The sequence below is a fragment of the Pedobacter antarcticus genome, from assembly GCF_900103515.1.
Lineage (GTDB): Bacteria > Bacteroidota > Bacteroidia > Sphingobacteriales > Sphingobacteriaceae > Pedobacter > Pedobacter antarcticus.
Map to the genome: position 1 here is coordinate 711953 of NZ_FNGZ01000002.1, position 18840 is coordinate 730792.

An 18840-nucleotide genomic window follows, 5' to 3' on the forward strand; every position below is an offset into this window, starting at 1 on the left:
TCCCTTTATTGACATTTTCCCGCGTAATGAACTGCCTGTCGTAAAAGCGTATGCGATAATTTAGCAGGAGTTCAATGTTGCTGACAATTAGGGTCTTGCTAAGCTTTGTCTTGACCCCGGGCAGTAATCCAGATGCAGCTGTAATAAACTCAACTGTTGTGAATCAGCTTTGTTATCAATATCGCTATGATGGGCGTAAACGCTTAGTTCAAAAACGTCCTGCCGGAGTTGACGACTGGACAGATCTGTTCTACAATCAGCTGGACCAGTTGGTTTTTAGCCAGGATGTATTAGAGCGGGGATTAACGCAGCGAAGTTTTGTTAAATACGATAGCCTAGGTAGGGTGATTATGACAGGACTGGCACTGAATTCTACGGAGAGTCCCAGTTTAATTCAGAATGTTATCGATAACTGGCCAGAGAATTGGGAATACAGAGATAGAGGCGGTTTTCATGGTTACAGTAATCGAAGTGTGCCGTCCAATGTATAGTTTTGATAACCGCCTGCTGACAACTAAACGTCAGCATTTAAAAACTGGTGCTGCTACCACAACAATTACCAATAGATATGTATACGATCATGTAGGTAGAAGGTTACAAAACTATCAAAAGATCAATACGGGAGCTGAAGTACAATTGATAGATGACCGGTACAATGCCATAGGTCAGCTACAGGACCGCGCTTTAGCAGACCGCTTACAAAGCACAAGCTTAAGATACAATGAGCGGGGCTGGCTGAAAAGTAGTGGTTCAGCGCAGTTTAGTTATGAGCTGAAATATCAGGATGGTGTACAGCCGCAGTTTAATGGCAATATCTCCGCGCAGGAATGGTCTGTTGCTTCTGTTGGAAGCAATACTTTCAATTATAAATATGACAATCTAAGCCGTTTAACTTCTGGAGTAGCCACCGGAATGAGCGAAGTGCTGACCTATGATTTCAATGGAAATATCAAAACGTTGAAACGTGATGCGGTCGCAGTGAAGACTTATGCTTATATCGGTAATCGTTTGAATACAATTACTTTAGGAAATGGAGCATATGCTTATGATGGTAATGGCAATGCCATCCGGGAGGGACGAACAGGTATGGAGATCACTTATAATAGCTTAAACTTACCCTCTAAGGTAGGCAGCGTAAGTTATACTTATGATGCTTCCGGCAGAAAACTCCGCAAAACAGGGGACCAGGTTACTGATTATGTAGATGGTATCCAATATATAAGTGGAGCTATAGATGTGATTCAGACGGAAGTCGGAATTGCGCGTAGGAGTGGAACTGCTTATAGTTACGAATATAATTTAACGGATCATCTGGGAAATGTACGCTATACATTCAACAAGAATTCAAGTACAGGCGCTATAACGCGGGTGCAGAGTGATGATTATTATCCGTTTGGATTAAGAAAAGTTATCGGGAGTTCAGTATCTTTAGTTAATAAATACCTGTATAACGGGAAAGAGTTGCAGGAGGAGTCCGGACTGTACGATTACGGCGCACGCTTTTACGACCCGGTTGTAGGGCGTTTCAGTACAATAGATCCACTTTCTGAAAAAAACAGGCGTTTCAGTCCTTATGTTTATGGGAATAATAATCCAATCCGTTTCATTGATCCGGATGGAATGGAGCCTCTTGATATTATCTATAAAAATAGATTAACCAATAAGGAAGTCGGTCGAGAAATAATGCCCGGAGCGCCTGTATACAGGTACACAGATGCTAAGAATACAGCAGAATTAGTAGCAAATAACTTTGATCGGCCTCAGGTAAGTGCGACAAATCCTAATGCACAAGGAGGTCAACCTGCAGCATCTCAAAATGTCGATTATCAGGATATGTCGCAGTCAACAACTAGTTTAGCTGTTGTAAAGAATGTTGCGTATACTTTTGGAACAGAATATGCTGCAGCTAAAGTAGTAAGTGGAGTTGCATCTATTTTTGGAGCGGCCAGCAAGGCAGTACCGAATGGATCGGTTTATTCAGTAGCTTTCGAAACAGAATTATCGAGTACGCTTTATCCTGGTAAAGGTTATTATAGTCACTTTAAGGCGGCTAATACAGCATTGTCTAATACTATGGCTTCAGATGCAACTTTTTCATCTTCCATGTCTGAACTTGGGATATCTATACCTCGTTCTTCAACAGGGAACATATTAGGAAAGTCACCGACGAATTGGGTTTGGCATCATGATGTAGGTGCTGGTGTGATGCAACTGACACCAAAGGTACAGCATTCGACAGGAAGTATTTTTTGGAATACGATGCATCCTGGAGGTTTAGGCGGAATGGCAACATGGGGTAGATAATAAATATATAATATGAATTTAATAACTTTAATAGGCTTTATAGTAGTCCCGGTAAAACTTGAAGAGTTTTATATAGAGCACGAACTGGACATGGATTCAGAGGCATTGATTATTTACATGAAAGAATCTTTAAGTATGGAATCTGAAATATATATATATCCAATAGAAGAAACGGATGATGATCTTGTTTATGAAAAAAATGGAATAAAATTTATCCAATTTTTTCCATTAGATTATGCATTAGAGTTAATAAATTCAGATTTACAATTGATGAACAAGGGATTGACAGATCGAGCTATTGCCGAACGATTATTAGAGTATCGACTAAAGGATGCGTAGCAGTCCATCAGGCTTTTTCGATTATCCAATGGGCTGCATAAATACTTATGTGGCCCATTGATGTTTTGTAATCTACAAGTTGTGTTTTTGTACGTACATCCCGCCTTCGGTCGGTCTGACCTACAAAAACCTGCTTGCCTTCGCTTGGGCGAAGGAAGAAAAAACTGCGCAACTTGTTTTTACTGTATGGCTATATTAATGGGCGTATGCTTGTTTAGCTTTAGCATCCCTAAGAAAAGCATCCATAAGGGCAAATAGGTGACCTTTATCTTCACCGGCCAACAACTGGATATCCTGAATGCGTTTGATGATACTTTTATCGAGCAATAAATCCGTATTGCCTACAAGATAATCCAGGGAAACTTCCAGTGCATCGGCAATGGCAGCAGCCATTTCGATAGAAGGTTTCACTTCGTCACGTTCATATCGGCCAATAACAGCACCATGCAATTCTAGCTTTTTAGCCACATCATCCTGAGAAAGCTTTTTGGCTTTCCGCACTTCGATAAGCCTTTTTCCAAATGTACTAGACTTCATAAATGTATTGAAAACGACAGTTAATGTAATCGTTAGTCAAATCAGTAAAACAGTGACCTTGAAGGACAATAAGGGCAACCTGAAAACGGTAACATTGAATGTTGAGGGGCCGGTTTGTGTATCAGGTTGTATCACCAGGGAACAATTGTATGAAGACAATGCGAACCGTTGCATATTGCTGTATATGGATAACAGTATCGAACAGGATAAAAAGATCATGGAGTATCAGCGCATCCTAAAACCCATCACCGTTAAAAATCCCTACGCTACCTTCCTGCAATTGCCGGAAGAAGTCTTTAAGCCCAGAAGAACAATGTTATTATTACTGCTGTTGACCGAGGCAATCACGTATTACCACCAGTACCTGCGTGCGCTGAAAACCGATACCGATACCGGAGAGCAGTATATTGAAAGTACGCTGGAAGATGTAGAAGCCGCCGTTACACTGTTGGAAACCACGCTGCTAAAGAAGAGCGACGAGCTGAACGATGCCTGCCGAAACTTCTTTGAGCGGCTGAAGGGCTACCTGAAAGAAAAAGATACCGAAAGCGAGAGCGTAAGCTTTTACAGCAAGGAGATCCGATCGGCCGTTAGGCTGACACCCAGCAGTATCGGGCGTTATTTGTACGAGCTGGAACGGATGGGCTATATCAAGATCACCCGTGGTAACCGCTATAGAGGCTTTGAGTACAAGGTACAGAGCTGGAATGACCTGGAGAGCTTACAACAGAACAGCAAAACGCTGGTCAGCAGCATCCTTGAAAATATCAGATCAGTATCCCGTAACCCAACAGTATCCCAAAGGCCTGATGGGCCGAGAGCGGACAGGAAAGCTTTTCAGTAAAAGTGCAGCTCAAAGGCAAATCTACCAATATCAAAGGCATCCTGAGCAAAAAGGAAATCACAAAGTTGTACGAAGCGACTACAGAAAGTGTACTGGGGTTAAGGGATAGGGCTGCTGACCCTGTATTATGGGTGTGGTTTGAGAAAAAGCGAAGGACTAGCTTAAACACAGATGATATCCTGCTGGAAAAAGAACTGGTGCTTGTAAGAAAAGGCAAAGGGTATAAAGCAAGCTATGTTCCTTTGACCGGGAGCAATAATAAAGACCTGGAATACTACCTGAACTTCTCCAGGCCTTACCTGCTGAACGGCAAGAAGGAACCGGCATTATTACTGAACGCAAACGGAAAAAGGTTATAAACCGCTTTTGAGCGGATGCAGAAACTACGGTCAGCATCTGTAAATGAAACCAATAAGCGGGAAGAGATCCTGTTACAGCTATGGAAAAGCGACGATTATTTCTCGGGACGCAGCCTGGATGTGTTTGTAAGTAGACTGCGCAAATACCTCAGTGCAGATGACCAGATTTCACTGTCAACAATAAGGGGGATAGGATTCGAATTTAAGTATTAATAGGGCCAAAACAGCAGAAAGCAGAATTGCTAAGCTTGTTAGATTTCAATTGTACCTTATTAAAGCTTTCGCATCATTTCGTTGAAAAATATATCATGATAGGATTTACCGATCGCGATCTCATGTTTTCTAATAACTACATCATGATGATCAAAGGAATCTATTTTAGATTTATTGATAATATATGAACGATTTATGCGTAAGAATTCCATTTTAGGAAGCCATTCATAGATGTTTTTAATGGTCATACGAGATATAATCCGTTGCTCTTCCAGTTGGAAAATAACATAATCCTTCAAACCTTCAATAAAGAGAATATCACTGAGATTAATTTTAAAAAATCGGCGATCAGATTTCACAAAGATGTAGTCTTCTGCGACTTTTTCTACACTTTTCTGCTCCTCGTCTATTAAAAGTGCATGGTAGGCAATGGCCTTCTCTACAGCTTTTCGAAAACGGGCATCATTTATAGGCTTAACTATATAATCTACAGCATCTAACTCGTAACTATCTACTGCGTATTCTGAATACGCAGTCGTAAAAATTACCAATGTGGTTTTCGGAATTATTCGTGCAAACTCTATTCCACTGATGCCTGGCATGTTAATATCTAAAAAAACTAGATCAACCGCTGTCTCTTGTATAAAAAGGCCTGCAGATGTCGCATTGTTAAAACTGCCTAAGAGTTCTAATTGTACAATCTGATCAACTAATTTTTTTACGCCCTTGCGTGCTATAGGTTCGTCATCAACTATAATACATCTCACAGTTTTAAGATTAATTTCACGGTATAAGTATCAGTTGATTCGCTCTTCGTTAATGAATAGCTATTTGCGTAGAGCAAATTTAGCCTTCGAACGATATTGGTCAACCCAATGCCGCCTATTTTTCGTGAAACAGGCTGTGCAGGTTTTGAATTCTCACATGTAAATTGAAGTTCTTTATTTTCCAGCTTAAAAACAACATGAACATAAGAAGATCCATGGCTATCCAAATTGTGTTTTACGGCATTTTCAACAAACGGTATAAATAGTAAGGGGGCAACAAAAATCGAATTAAGGTCGCCTTTACTTTCCATGATAAACGTAAACTGTTCTCTCCGTACTTTTTCCAATTCCAGATAATCGTTCAATAATTGAATATCATCCGTCAGACGAACCTTTTCTTTAAAGCTGTCTGTAAATTGATATTTCAATAAGTCGTCTAATTTAGTTAAAATATGAGAAGCCATCTCGGGGTCTTCGTCTACTAATATATGGGCATTGTTAATGGTGTTAAATAGAAAATGCGGATTAATTTGACTTTTCAAAAATTTCAATTCTGACTCTCCTGCAGCTTTTTGCAATTCCTGTTCTTTAATATTGCTATACATTAATGGTTTAAACAATAAGACAGTTGACATGCCGAAAATGAACAAAATAATGGCCAGAAAGGACGAAGATAGGCTCAGAAAGAGAGCAAAAATGCTGGGCTCTTGCCGGCTGACGGCGATATCATAAAATAGGTCTTGCAAAACCATTAGTATCAAGAGGGCTAAAATTGTAAATAGCACCACAGCTATTAGATACGCTATCATCTTGTCTTTAGCCAGAAAATAAGGGAACAATAAGTAAACGTTGACATACACCAGCATATTCATAAATAAATAGTAAGTGATCCAGCCACAAAAACGATTGAAGGAAAGATTTAAACTGTCCGGGGCATCGAAAAATATACCAATTGTAATAAGTAGCATAATAACTTGTAAAGTAAGATGCCGGGGTACGCGATACTTATCTTGTGTCAAGAATGCGATTCCTTTATTATTTTCCGTTATAAATTCCATCACCTTAGGTCTAATTGGAGTTCTAGTTTTCCTGATTGAGTAGTCAAATTATATAAATCGGGATATAATTTATTTAGTTTATTGACGACTTCTATTTTATCTTCATTACTTATGGTAAAGTCTTCAGAATAATAACAGTTAAATTCTAATTTATTGTTTACAGTTTCAATTGAAATATTCAGCGCTGTAACCGTGTTATTATTTAGAATATGCTGTGGCAACACAATTAACAGGAGGGGAGGAATTAGTATATTAGAGGTATTACCGCTTACTTCAATCTGGTATTCGAAATGCTGATCGCTGATTAGATCATTTAAGATTAAGAAGTTTTTTATAAAGGTGATCTCTGAATTAAGAAAAACCTTTTCCTGGTCGCAATCATATAATTGATAACGCAGGATCTTTCCAATTTGCATAAGGATTTCAGCTGCTTTTTTTGCATCCTGATTGGTGAGAGATGAAGCTTTTTTTAAGGCCTTGGACAGGAAAATTGGAGAGACCTGACCTTTGAGTTTGTTGACTTCTGACTCCAGAAATTGATATTCTAAGGTAATAATATGATCATTAGTATGCTTCCATTGACGAAACAAGGTCAGCGCGGACATGCTCCAAAAGCAAATAACTGTGATCATAGAATTGGATAGACTATCCAGAAAAATCAGGGGATTGGTGTAGGATTGTATCCGGTGCGGCAAACCCAAATAAGTTCGTACAGCATATTCCAGAATTATACCTGAATACAGTAGTATAAATACAATAAGCAGCAAATATAGAATATAGGTCATGTAATTCTCCTTGAGCAATAAGCGCGGGATCAGTAAAAAATAGTTAAGATAGGTGCTTACTAAATAGGTCGAAAACGATACTAGGCAAATGATATATAGACTATTCCCCAATTGCGCCATACAATCCTGATAACTTATAAATACCTGATTGAAAGTTATAATAGCTAAGGTAAGAATAAAGAGAAGGTGTCTCCAGATTCGGTATTTAGAATCAACAATCAGCGGATAGAATTTACTTTGCATGTAATTTTCTCATAGTTCAAATAAAATTACATTAAAAATCTATTCTGTATAATATATTAAAGAGTGAAGTTGCCTGTTTTTTAGGCTCAATACTGCCGTTTTTTAGATTATAGGCATGGCCATAATACTCTTTGGTACCGGTAGCATTTAACCATTTAATAGCAAATTCCTGCGCACGTTTAGATCGGTTTATTCGATAACTTATGGAATAATTGGCTAGGAAAAGCGGTGTAAATTGTTTGGTGTAAGCCTTTGTCTCTTCGTATCCTATCTTGTGATCCAGAGGGTTAAAGGAAGCTGTTTCATCTACCGGAGTATAGCGATCGCCTCCCTGCAGCGTTAATTTCAGATTGACGCTCAATACATCTCTTTTTTGTACACCTATCCTCCACTCTTTGCCTGCTAATCCATTGAAAATAAAACGTCTATTGAACTTTGTATTATGCCAGATACCGTCTCCACCAGTGTATTTGGAGTCAAATATAGAAGCGGTCATGATATAATAAAATCCTTTGTTCAGGTATTTTTCCAGGGTTACATCTACACCGAAGTTTCTTCCTTTGCCTTGATTTACTAAAGCGTCCTCTACATAGAACAAACTACGATTGAGTACAGAGTAAGAGCTGTCAGCTATAACCGGCACATTAAATAGGTATTGAAAGTAAAGTTCTGCTTTTAGACTCATATTCTCTGATATTTTATATTGATAGGATAATAATATGTGGTGAGTTTTTATGAAATCAAGATTTTGGTTTACTTGGTGTCCGGTAATTTTATCTTTGACATAATACACATCCATTTTTTCCATACGGCTATGTAAGCCATAGGCCAAAGACACAACATTTTTTGGCGACGTTTGCCACCTGATAGATGCTCGCGGTTCTATCGCACGACTCTTATTTAAATTTAGCATTTGTGCATTTATGCCTATTGTAGCAGATAACTTATCACTTAACTCAAACCGGGAACTGCTGTATGCTGAAATTAGATTGGTATGGCCAGTTCCTTCCGCAATGCTTTCTAATGAGTTCCCTATATAGGGTGCAAGCTCGAAGTTCATATTATACTGCATGCGGGTAAGGGTGAAACCTGTTTTATTGGTATGTCTTGAACTGTATTGTTTATCAAAGGAAGATGTGAAGATCAGATTGGTATATCGGCTGTCTACGTTCAAATATGGACTTGTGTTTTCTGTATCATCATAGTAATCTTCTATAGCTTCATTACTGGAATAACTGGACGCCAATGTGCTGCGGAAGGTTCCTCCATTAGCCAGGTAGTACTGATGACTAATACCTGCTGTTGCCGTGGTTTGTTTCATTTCCGAATACTTGCCGTCATCTGTGTATTTCCAATTGGCTTCTTGTTCTTTTTTATTTCTGAATTTATCGACCAGTCCTGTACCCCAGATAGAAAATGTTCCGGCGCGTCTTGTGGGGAAGTTCAATTTAAAGTTTAAGTCCTGATAATCCAATAATTGGTTTTTATGATCGCCGGAACTTATTTTACTCATCAGTCCGGTTGTAGAATAGCGATAATTGAATAGATAGGATGCATCATTATTTTTACTAAAAGGGCCTTCAGAAGCGAAGTCTAAACCCAATAAACCGGCCTGAAAAGTATGTTCATATTTGCGATTGTTGCCCTTACGCAGTTTCATGTCAAATACACCCGAAACCGCATTATTGTATTCGGCGGGAAAGGCACCAATATAGAAGTCCGAATTAGCTAAAACATTTGTGCTCAATGACGAGAGTACACCGCCCCCTAAGGTTGCTATATCTGCAAAGTGGTTTGGATTCGGTATTTCTACCCCCTCCATCCGCCATTGCAGCAGGCTAGGTGCATTGCCGTGAACGGATATCCCATTATTACCGACATTGGGGGACACCCCCGCAAAGGAACTTACCAGACGAGCGGGATCATCCATTCCTCCGGCATAACGACTGGCTTCTTCCATTCTTAACAAGCGACCTCCTGTCAAAGCCATTTTATTAGAAACCTGTTCTTTGTTAGATACGTAGTTGATAACCACATCTTTTAAGGCAACTTCAGAAGTAAGCATCGTTATCTCTAACAACACTTCTTTGCCCGAACTCAAAATAATTTCATTGATTACTGTGGGGGTATACCCTACACAAGACGTCTGAATGCTGTATCGACCAATTGGTACATTTTGCAAGCTGAAGTGTCCATCTGCCGTTGTTTGTGTTGATATACCGGGAAGTTCAAGCAGCTTAACAGATACCATTGGGATGGCCTCACCCGACAGCTGATCTTTTATTACACCTCTTATTTGTTGGGAAACAGTTTGCTGACTGTACGCTGAAATAGGAAATAGCAGACTCAGCAGTAGCATGGGCATTTTATTCTTTAATATGCTCATAATCTTATAGAACATATTGAATATCTGTTGTATTCTTTTTTTCTTAGACAACTCTTCACTTAAAACTTCTTCAAGGGAAACCAATACTTTCTCGCAATCGGAAACTGCAATTTGTGATAATTCTGATATTTTTTTGATTGTGTCTCTTTTATTCATCTTTAATTCTCCTGATTGATAACACAAAATTAGCTTGCGCCAAAACGTGCTCTGGAGATTTGCGACAGAATACCGGTTTTATGCGACGAAAGGGAGAATTAAGGGTAAGAGGTAGGGAGATTTACTTGGTGTAGAAATATAATCATTTATATCTCAATAAGTTAACTATTGGTATTCGTGTTAACAATGAATAGGTTTTAATTATATATTTGTTAAATATTGTAATCTTATTTTTGGTTAAAATTAACTATTATGATTTCTTTTGTATCCATGTGTTGCAGATGTTCCAGTTAAATAGTTTGTAAACCAAATAGTACCCATATGAAAAATACAAAAATGGGTTTTGAAAAATATTTTTTTGTTGAGGAAGTGAGATGTATAATGGCCGGGAGTGCTGGGAGGCATCTTGGTTGTAATGGATTTTTGTTGGCATCTTTATCTCTTCTTCTTACGCCAGTAGCAGGGACCGCAGCGGGTGCAAGCCTAATAACCGGGCGGCTCTCATTTATTAACGACGCGCTTTCAATTGCAGGGGGGAACGATTAAGGAAATGCTTAAAATAGATAATTAGAATGGCAGGTGATTTTTATGAGGTGAAAGTTCTTAGCGCAGTTAGATATGGTGTATTCATAAATATATATTTGTTCGGGGGTGTAGCATTAACTGCTTTTTTAACATGGCAGCTACATCAAATAGTAATATTATATATTGGAGTATTTATATTTTGTATAACTCCGGTTTTCATGAAAAAAATATTTAGGCGTAAGTTCATTAGAGATGTTAAAATAAATTTTTTGCCGGAAAGTATACATATAGATTTTTATAAAAAAGGCGAATCTGATTTATTTGACAGAATCGAAGTCGACTATAATAAAATCAATTCCTATAGATTTAGTGAGAATGTAGATTCTTCAGTAATTGCGCTTTACATCGAGAATACCTCAAAATTGAGCTTGCACTTTGAAAACCAAAATGATATTGATTCGATCGTTTCTGTTTTTAGAAAATATTTAAAAGACTATAACCACCGAAATGTAGGTAGACCCAAAATTCGTTTAAAACCAAGTCTATATACTACAAAATTAGGCACAGCAGTTATTATCTTTTTAGGTATCGGTTGGATCTTGATTTCTATTTATTTACTAATTAATATTCCTAAGACTATACCATTCACAACTATCGGAGGTATATTTTTCTTTCTTCAAATACTAACTCAGCGAAAAAGGGATATTCAAACAAGCGTCATGGAAAATGGTAAATAAAAATGTCTTCTTAAATGATTTAATTTAGTGATTGGATTCCACAGGAATTTCAGCCCGACGCAAAAGATTGTGGACCGACTTGGATAAAGATTATTTATAAGTATTATGGTCGATTTTTTAGTGACACTATTTAAGAGATCTTTGCGGAATTTCTAGAGAAGGAATTTCACTTTTTGCTCCGGTTGGACAGAAGCACGGAATGGGGATTAGCTCGCTGCGCTCGCTGATCCCCGGAGGGGGGGCTTCAACCAAAAATGCTGTCGCTGCGCTCCTGGCAATTTTTTGTTTTAACCTGGCCGTCGAACTGAAGGGTTCGGGCCGGTGTAAAACAAAAAATGCCACCCGAAAAGGGTAGCATTTTTGTTTGGCGGGGAATCGGATTACCCACTACAACATCTACAGGAACTTTTCAGAATAATCAGGGAAATTTATAAGAATAAGAAGCATATGGAAGATAATGATAATGGGCGAGAAGGAAAGTAGTTAAAGAAATTCCTGTTTCTGATCTGTAATCGATGTTTTAGATCTTTTTTAAGATTATATTATCTAGTAGAGGATTCCAAGATTACTCTACTAGATAACTTTTTAGAGTGGTTACCTGGAGATTCTTCATTCGCTGATCACCTCATTCCGAAATACCAAGACAAGCTATTCCGTGAAAATTTGACCACCCACAATATGCCTTTAAAGGATTAATAATCCCAATTATTATATAATTCTCATAAATAATAATGCTGATCAAAAAAGTACGGAATCAAATGGTCTGTGTTAACCAAACGTGGTTATTTCTCCTTCGGAGATGAAGGGCTTTTATAGCCCTTTCTTATATACACGGGATATTCTGGATAGAATTTTATGCGGCAGCTGCACGACGCAATTACTATGATTGAACTGTACGAGCTTCGTCAAAGGTTTTCTTCGGTTCAGCTAATGCTGATTCGCTGTGCTTTAAAATGACCCTTCTCAACCGATCCTGATATTCATCACCCCAAAGGCCGATGGAACTGATCAAAGGGATGAGTGTTTTACCAAAGTCGGTAAGACTGTATTCAACTTTTGGGGGCAACACCGGATAAATTTTCTTATTGACTAGTTCATGATCTTCCAGTTCCTTTAATTGTACATTCAGTACCCGTCTGGTTACGTCCGGAATCTTTCGCTGAAGTTCGCTTGGCCGCAAGTTGCCTATATGGATGAACCAAAGGATTCGGATCTTCCATTTGCCATACAGCACTTCACCTACCAGGTCAAGTCCACAATTGAGTGTCGGAGTTGTCTTCTTTATGTACATAAATACGAATATACAGTAAACCCGAATAGGGATCAATACGGATAAATTTATCCCTATTTGATTCGTAACCCCGTAATTGTTTGCTATCCGCGTACTATCGAGATTTGTACTACAACAAAAAAAGATATGGAACAGCAATTCAACTACAGCAACGAATTATCCGGAAAGATAGCCTTAGTAACAGGGGGTACAAAAGGTGCAGGGAAAGCAATTGCGGAACGCTTAAAAGCCGCTGGTGCAACAGTGGTTATTACGGCAAGAAACAAATCCGAACAGCCGGATGCAGACCTTTATTTTATTCCTGCTGACCTGAGTAAGGCTGAAGATGCGCAAAAAGTAATCAGCAAAGTGTTGTCAACTTACGGCAGGCTGGATATCCTGGTGAACAACCTTGGTGCTTCATCAACACCAGCCGGCGGTTTTTCAGCATTGAACGATGAGGATTGGATATCAACCCTTCAAGCTAATTTACTTGCTCCTGTCAGGCTTGACAGAGGATTTTTACCGCAAATGATCGATCGGAAAAGTGGTGTTATTATTCACATCGCTTCCATCCAGGGCAAATTGCCGCTGTACGATTCTACCTTGCCGTATGCAGCTTCAAAAGCAGCATTAATCAATTACAGTAAAAGTTTATCCAATGAAGTTACGCCGAAAGGTGTCCGCGTGCTAACAGTTTCACCGGGATGGATAAATACAACAGCATCTATTGACTGGTTAGGCGAGATTGCAAGAAATGCAAATAGTACAGTAGAAGAAGCTCAACAAAGTGTCATGGAGGCATTGGGTGGAATACCTTACGGCAGGCCCGCAGAACCGGAAGAAGTAGCCGAATTGGTTGGCTTTTTAGTATCTCCAAGAGCCAATTACTTGACAGGAACAAATTTCGTCATTGACGGCGGAACGGTACCGACTATTTAAAATCTTAATTATATCATCATGGAATTACCTAAAGTAGTAGAGCGCTTCGTAGAGACGCAGAACAATTATGACAGCAAAGCTTACACAGAATGCTTTACTGAATCCGCCATCGTACATGACGAAGGTAAAGTACATACTGGCAAGGACGAAATTCGCCAGTGGATCGAACATGCAAATGAGGCTTATCAGTCTTCAATGGAACCACTCAAGTACGAGGAGTCTGGATCAAATGGGGTTCTGACTGCGAGGGTGTCCGGTAAGTTTCCGGGAAGTCCAATAGTACTTCAGTTTCATTTGGGATTAATGAACGATCTCATTGATTCATTAAAAGTGACAGGATAGATTTCGCGTCAAAGGAATATCCTGATACAAAGAATAAAAAACCGCCCGTTTGATAAGGCGGTTTTCTTGCTTTATAACAATCCACTTTTTTAGAAACTTACTCTCAGCTGTAAGTGGAGATTCTGTATCCGCTGATCACCTCATTCCGAAATACCAAGACAAGCTATTCCGTGAAAATTTGACCACCCACAATATGCCTTTAAAGGATTAATAATCCCAATTATTATATAATTCTCATAAATAATAATGCTGATCAAAAAAGTACGGAATCAAATGGTCTGTGTTAACGGAATCTCCAGACAGGGGGCAATCGAATTGTTTTATCTAGTCATTAACTTCACTTTGACATAGTTCTGTCTAGTCTTCCATGTGCATGTTGTAATTTTTAAAGGATGATAATACTAATTGAAGAGCAATGCCCATCAATGTTCAGGATTAAAATTTGAAATCTCCAGTTAAGCTAAGATACCAGACATTGTGCTAAAAAGCAATTGGCTAATATTTTTAGTGTAATATTCCATATCAGAAATTAATTACCAATAAAATTAGTTTTTATTAGTTTATACTAAAAATTTTAGTATAAATTTGTGATTACCTAATTCAACATCATGTCAACAGAAAAGCAGATCATACACATGGATCAGGATTCCTTTTTTGTGTCCGTCGAAGTCAAGAAAAATGCATCATTGGTCGGCAAGCCTGTCATTATTGGCGGAACCTCAGATCGAGGAGTAGTTGCTTCTTGCAGCTATGAAGCCAGAAAGTATGGCGTGCATTCGGCAATGTCATCACGAATGGCAAAAATGCTTTGCCCACATGCCATCTTTTTAAAAGGTAACATGGATGAATATTCAAAAGCTTCAAATGAAATCACTGAAATTCTCAGGGAACGGGTTCCGCTGATTGAGAAAGCCAGCATTGATGAACACTACATTGACATGACCGGAATGGATCGTTTTCATAGTACCCTTCAGTATGCTCATGAGCTAAAACAAACCGTGATTAGGGAAATGGGATTGCCGATTTCCTTCGGTTTGTCGGTCAATAAGACCGTGTCTAAAATGGCGACTAATGAATGTAAGCCAGATGGAGAATTGAATATCGCGCAAAAGGAAGTGCAGCCATTTTTAAACCCATTATCAATTCGTAAAATTCCTGGCCTGGGAGAAAAGACTTTTGTCAAGCTCAGCGACATGGGCATTAAGAAAATCTACACCCTTTCCCAGATCCATCCCGACCAAATGAGCTTTTTGTTGGGTAAATCTGGCTTGTCATTGCTTCAAAAGGCACAGGGAATTGACAATAGCCCGGTTATTCCTTATACAGAACAAAAATCAATAGGTACCCAATGTACCTTCCATGCCGATTCCATCGATATTGAAATGATAGGTAACTTGCTGGTTGCACAGGTCATGGATGTAGCCTTCCAGTTAAGAGAGAAAAAGAAGTTAACGGCCTGTATGACGGTTACGATCCGTTACGCCAACTTTGAGACGGAAACCAAACAGATGGCTATCGGCTATACTTCACTGGACAGTGTATTGATTGCAACAGCAAAGGACCTGTTTAAAAAAATGTACAACCGCCGGATGCTGCTGAGGCTGGTGGGGGTAAGGTTGAGCAACTTGGTCACAGGTTTTGAACAGATTGATTTATATAGCGAATCTCAGGAGCAATATAGTTTAGTTCAGGCATTGGATAAGATCCGTAGACGTTTCGGGCAAGCTGCAGTAACCAGGGCTGCGGTAATGGATATCAAATTATAAAGCCATGTATATCAATGTCCATTCTCAATATAGTTTGCGCTACGGCACCATGTCTATTAAAACACTGGTAGAGGAGGCTAAGGCACGTGGAGTCACCCAAATGGTGATCACAGACATCAACAATTCTACTGGTGTCATGGAATTTATGCGGGAATGCCGTAAGCAAAAGATCAAGCCCATTGGTGGAATGGAATTTAGAAGGGATAAGAAACTACTGTATATTGGTGTCGCCAGGAACAGGGAAGGGATGAAAGAACTGAATGATTTTCTCAGCTACCATAATCTTGAACAAAAGGAATTGCCAGATACGCCCTGGGCATTTCAAAATGCATACGTTGTTTATCCATTTACTCATAAGCTGGAACTGAAAGCGTTGAAATCAAATGAATATATCGGAGTCAGGTTTGATGAACTGCACCAATTTTACAATAAGGAGTTCCAACGCCCAGAGAAACTTGTGGTGCTCCAGCCAGTATTTGTGGCCAGTAAGATAGGTTACCGTTTGCATGAATACCTGAGGGGCATTGACCTGAATACGCTGATCACTATGGTAGAGCCGGAAGACAAGTGCAAAGAAATAGACCTGTTCTTAAAACCAGGGGAACTGGAAGCCAAATTTGTGAAATATGCCTTTATCCTGGACAATACGCGCAAACTCATGGACAGCTGCGAGATGGACTATCCTGACGGAAAGGTAAAATTGAATCGTAAGACTTTCACCGGAAATACCAAGGATGATAAAGCGCTCCTTGAAAAGCTGGCGATGGAGGGGATGTTGTACCGTTATGGCCCTAAAAATAGGGAGGCAATCAAACGGCTTAAAAAGGAATTGAAGGTTATCGTAGATCTGAATTTTTGTGCATACTTTTTGATCACCAATGACATCATCCAATATTCCATGAGGCGGGGCTATTACCATGTGGGTAGGGGCTCAGGTGCAAACAGCATTGTGGCGTATTGTCTGCGGATTACCGATGTGGATCCTATAGAGTTAGATCTGTATTTTGAACGCTTTTTAAATGCAGAGCGTTCAAGTCCGCCGGATTTTGACATTGATTACAGTTGGGATGAACGGGAAGATGTACAAGATTATATTTTTAAGCGCTATGGTCGGGAACATACGGCCTTATTAGGTACGATGTCCACTTTTAAAGACCGTTCCATTATTCGGGAGATTGGTAAGGTGATGGGCTTGCCCAAATCTGAAATTGATGGTTTTACCGATCCTAGCCTTGCTGCGGTCAATCGGGATAACAATACCTTTAAAAAGATCATGACTATTTATGAGCTAATGGGTAAAATGCCGAACCAAAGGAGCATCCATGCAGGTGGAGTATTGATCTCAGAGGAGCCTATTACTTATTATACGGCATTGGATCTGCCACCTAAAGGTATGCCCACGGTACAATGGGATATGTATGAGGCCGAGAGTATCGGTTATGATAAATATGATATTTTATCACAACGTGGAATTGGGCACATCAAGGAAGCCGTTAAGCTTGTAGAACAGAACCAAGGGAAGACCATTGACATCCACCAGGTGCGTAAGTTTATGAAAGATTCCAACCTGAATGAGCGGTTAAAGACCGGTAATACGATCGGTTGCTTTTACATTGAGTCCCCAGCCATGCGGCAACTTTTGACAAAATTGGTCTGTGATAATTATTTAACACTGGTGGCGGCAAGTTCCATTATTCGGCCGGGTGTGGCACAGTCTGGGATGATGAAGACCTATATCCAGAATTTTCATAGTCCGGATCTTGTGAAATATTTACATCCGGTCATGGAAGAGCAACTAAAGGAAACTTTTGGGGTAATGGTCTATCAGGAAGATGTGATCAAGGTCTGTATACATTATGGCGGGATGGATGGTGCCGATGCGGATATTTTAAGAAGGGGAATGAGTGGGAAATACCGTTCCCGTGTGGAATTTGACCGTTTGGTGGAGAAGTTTCATGAAGGCTCAAAAGTTTTGGGCAGACCGGAACAGGTGACTACCGAAGTCTGGCGGCAGGTGTCGAGTTTTGCTGGATACAGTTTTTCTAAAGCACATTCTGCAAGTTTTGCAGTGGAAAGTTATCAGAGTTTGTATTTAAAAACATATTACCCCATTGAGTTTATGGTGGGGGTGCTGAACAATTATGGAGGCTTTTATACCCGCTGGCTGTATGTGCATGAGCTGAAAAGGACAGGGGCAAATGTGCATTTACCTTGTGTAAATCATAGCAGTACGGTGGTTTCCATTAATGGGACCGACGTGTATTTAGGGTTTGTGGGCATGCAGGCTTTGGATAATAAGCTGATGGAACTGATTCCTGAAGAACGCATTCTAAACGGGGATTATCTGGATCTGGAGGATTTTGTAAGACGAACTGAAATCAGTTTGGAACAGGTAATTATACTGATTAGGTGCGGCGCCTTGAGGTTTACGGGTAAGAGTAAAAAGGCTTTGTTATGGGAGGTGCATACCATGCTGGGGCAGAAGGCTAAGCCTTCCAATCATGCAGAGTTGTTTCAAGTGCAGACGAAACATTACGTGATGCCTGAGCTGGTGAACACCAAACTGGAGGATGCTTATCATGAGTTGGAGCTTTTGGGTTTTCCTTTAACCCTTTCCATGTTTGATCTATTAAAGACGGCATATCGGGGAGAGATCCGGACTAAGGAGCTGATCAAATATGTGGGGCAGACGGTGAGGATGGTGGGCTTGTATGTATGTGAGAAGACGGTGCATACCAAGAACAATAAGAAAATGTGGTTTGGGACATTTTTAGATGCAGAAGGAAATTTCTTTGATACTACGCATTTCCCGAACAGTACGCCTGTTTATCCATTTCGGGGTACGGGTTGTTATCTAATTCAGGGTAAGGTGGTTGAGGATTTTGGCTTTCCAAGTATCGAAGTACAGAAGTTTGCGAAATTAGAGATACAGGGTAATCCAGTGATGGATTGAACTGTGAAATTTGAATAATGGAACTTAATTTCTATTAATATCGAAAATACCATCGAAGAGTATATTCGAAAAAGAAGGGCTCAACAATCCAAGAATTATTAAAAAAAGACAGGGGCACGACCATACCGGTCGTAACCCCTTAAATTAACGCTCTCAAGACTAATGTAAGAATAATCATTCAATCCACAATCTATTTATATCCCATTTTCTGGAAGTATGGTAATCTTTTGATCGCTGATTCGAGGCTAGTTGGGTCACCAAGTAAAAGAACAGCCTCAATATCAGAGCATCTTTTGGCATCGATAAATCAATGG

The 18840-nt window shown here is 39.6% G+C and carries 18 protein-coding genes; 12 read left to right on the forward strand and 6 right to left on the reverse strand.

Annotated elements, in window-relative coordinates:
• The first annotated feature begins 74 nt into the window (after positions 1-74).
• Genes BLR53_RS19760 through BLR53_RS06670 form a run of 3 tightly spaced genes read left to right on the forward strand, consistent with a single transcriptional unit; the run spans position 75 to position 2643 of the window.
• The gene (locus tag BLR53_RS19760) at positions 75-491 is read left to right on the forward strand and encodes a hypothetical protein (RefSeq protein ID WP_074588192.1); all 417 of its coding nucleotides are present in this window, start codon (positions 75-77) and stop codon (positions 489-491) included.
• Positions 454-2304, forward strand: coding sequence for an RHS repeat-associated core domain-containing protein (locus BLR53_RS06665; protein ID WP_176763526.1), 1851 nt, complete (start codon positions 454-456; stop codon positions 2302-2304). The genes BLR53_RS19760 and BLR53_RS06665 overlap by 38 nt, the downstream gene beginning before the upstream one ends.
• A gap of 12 nt (positions 2305-2316) precedes the next feature.
• Positions 2317-2643 carry a hypothetical protein gene (locus tag BLR53_RS06670; RefSeq protein WP_074588197.1) on the forward strand — a complete coding sequence of 109 codons (327 nt, stop codon included), beginning with the start codon at positions 2317-2319 and terminating at the stop codon, positions 2641-2643.
• Between the two features lie 195 nt (positions 2644-2838).
• Here BLR53_RS06670 and BLR53_RS06675 read toward each other — a convergent pair whose 3' ends face one another.
• Positions 2839-3180 (reverse strand): helix-turn-helix domain-containing protein, encoded by a 342-nt coding sequence (locus tag BLR53_RS06675; RefSeq protein WP_074588200.1) that lies wholly within the window; start codon positions 3178-3180, stop codon positions 2839-2841.
• Between the two features lie 7 nt (positions 3181-3187).
• Here BLR53_RS06675 and BLR53_RS06680 point away from each other — a divergent pair, with 7 nt between their 5' ends.
• From BLR53_RS06680 to BLR53_RS06690, 3 genes are read left to right on the forward strand one after another with little or no spacing between them, the layout of a single operon-like run.
• Positions 3188-4024 (forward strand): hypothetical protein, encoded by an 837-nt coding sequence (locus tag BLR53_RS06680; protein ID WP_074588202.1) that lies wholly within the window; start codon positions 3188-3190, stop codon positions 4022-4024.
• Positions 4025-4026: 2 nt separating this feature from the next.
• On the forward strand, positions 4027-4383 hold the full coding sequence (locus tag BLR53_RS06685; RefSeq protein WP_074588205.1) for a site-specific integrase: 357 nt from the start codon (positions 4027-4029) through the stop codon (positions 4381-4383).
• A gap of 15 nt (positions 4384-4398) precedes the next feature.
• Positions 4399-4596 carry a winged helix-turn-helix domain-containing protein gene (locus BLR53_RS06690; protein ID WP_083332028.1) on the forward strand — a complete coding sequence of 66 codons (198 nt, stop codon included), beginning with the start codon at positions 4399-4401 and terminating at the stop codon, positions 4594-4596.
• Between the two features lie 59 nt (positions 4597-4655).
• Here BLR53_RS06690 and BLR53_RS06695 read toward each other — a convergent pair whose 3' ends face one another.
• From BLR53_RS06695 to BLR53_RS06710, 4 genes are all read right to left on the reverse strand, one after another.
• Positions 4656-5363 (reverse strand): LytR/AlgR family response regulator transcription factor, encoded by a 708-nt coding sequence (locus BLR53_RS06695; protein WP_074588208.1) that lies wholly within the window; start codon positions 5361-5363, stop codon positions 4656-4658.
• Positions 5360-6421 (reverse strand): sensor histidine kinase, encoded by a 1062-nt coding sequence (locus tag BLR53_RS06700; RefSeq protein WP_074588210.1) that lies wholly within the window; start codon positions 6419-6421, stop codon positions 5360-5362. The genes BLR53_RS06695 and BLR53_RS06700 overlap by 4 nt, the downstream gene beginning before the upstream one ends.
• Positions 6421-7206 carry a histidine kinase gene (locus BLR53_RS06705; protein ID WP_176763527.1) on the reverse strand — a complete coding sequence of 262 codons (786 nt, stop codon included), beginning with the start codon at positions 7204-7206 and terminating at the stop codon, positions 6421-6423. Before BLR53_RS06705 ends, BLR53_RS06700 begins: the two co-directional genes overlap by 1 nt.
• Positions 7207-7480: 274 nt before the next feature.
• Positions 7481-9991, reverse strand: coding sequence for a TonB-dependent receptor (locus tag BLR53_RS06710; protein ID WP_143007836.1), 2511 nt, complete (start codon positions 9989-9991; stop codon positions 7481-7483).
• A gap of 321 nt (positions 9992-10312) precedes the next feature.
• Between BLR53_RS06710 and BLR53_RS06715 the strand changes: the two genes are divergently transcribed.
• Positions 10313-10537 (forward strand): hypothetical protein, encoded by a 225-nt coding sequence (locus BLR53_RS06715; RefSeq protein WP_037444354.1) that lies wholly within the window; start codon positions 10313-10315, stop codon positions 10535-10537.
• A gap of 26 nt (positions 10538-10563) precedes the next feature.
• Positions 10564-11253, forward strand: a complete 690-nt coding sequence (locus BLR53_RS06720; protein WP_037444352.1) for a hypothetical protein — start codon at positions 10564-10566, stop codon at positions 11251-11253.
• Positions 11254-12133: 880 nt separating this feature from the next.
• Here BLR53_RS06720 and BLR53_RS06725 read toward each other — a convergent pair.
• Positions 12134-12544 (reverse strand): winged helix-turn-helix transcriptional regulator, encoded by a 411-nt coding sequence (locus BLR53_RS06725; RefSeq protein ID WP_074588215.1) that lies wholly within the window; start codon positions 12542-12544, stop codon positions 12134-12136.
• A 126-nt stretch (positions 12545-12670) separates the two neighbouring features.
• On the opposite strand from BLR53_RS06725, the gene BLR53_RS06730 reads away from it, so the two are divergent.
• From BLR53_RS06730 to BLR53_RS06745, 4 genes are all read left to right on the forward strand, one after another.
• The gene (locus tag BLR53_RS06730) at positions 12671-13465 is read left to right on the forward strand and encodes an SDR family oxidoreductase (RefSeq protein ID WP_074588217.1); all 795 of its coding nucleotides are present in this window, start codon (positions 12671-12673) and stop codon (positions 13463-13465) included.
• Between the two features lie 18 nt (positions 13466-13483).
• Positions 13484-13807, forward strand: coding sequence for a nuclear transport factor 2 family protein (locus tag BLR53_RS06735; RefSeq protein ID WP_074588219.1), 324 nt, complete (start codon positions 13484-13486; stop codon positions 13805-13807).
• 608 nt (positions 13808-14415) lie between these two features.
• Positions 14416-15573 carry a DNA polymerase IV gene (gene dinB / locus BLR53_RS06740; protein WP_074588222.1) on the forward strand — a complete coding sequence of 386 codons (1158 nt, stop codon included), beginning with the start codon at positions 14416-14418 and terminating at the stop codon, positions 15571-15573.
• A 4-nt stretch (positions 15574-15577) separates the two neighbouring features.
• On the forward strand, positions 15578-18526 hold the full coding sequence (locus tag BLR53_RS06745) for a DNA polymerase III subunit alpha (RefSeq protein ID WP_074588225.1): 2949 nt from the start codon (positions 15578-15580) through the stop codon (positions 18524-18526).
• Positions 18527-18840: the final 314 nt, after the last annotated feature.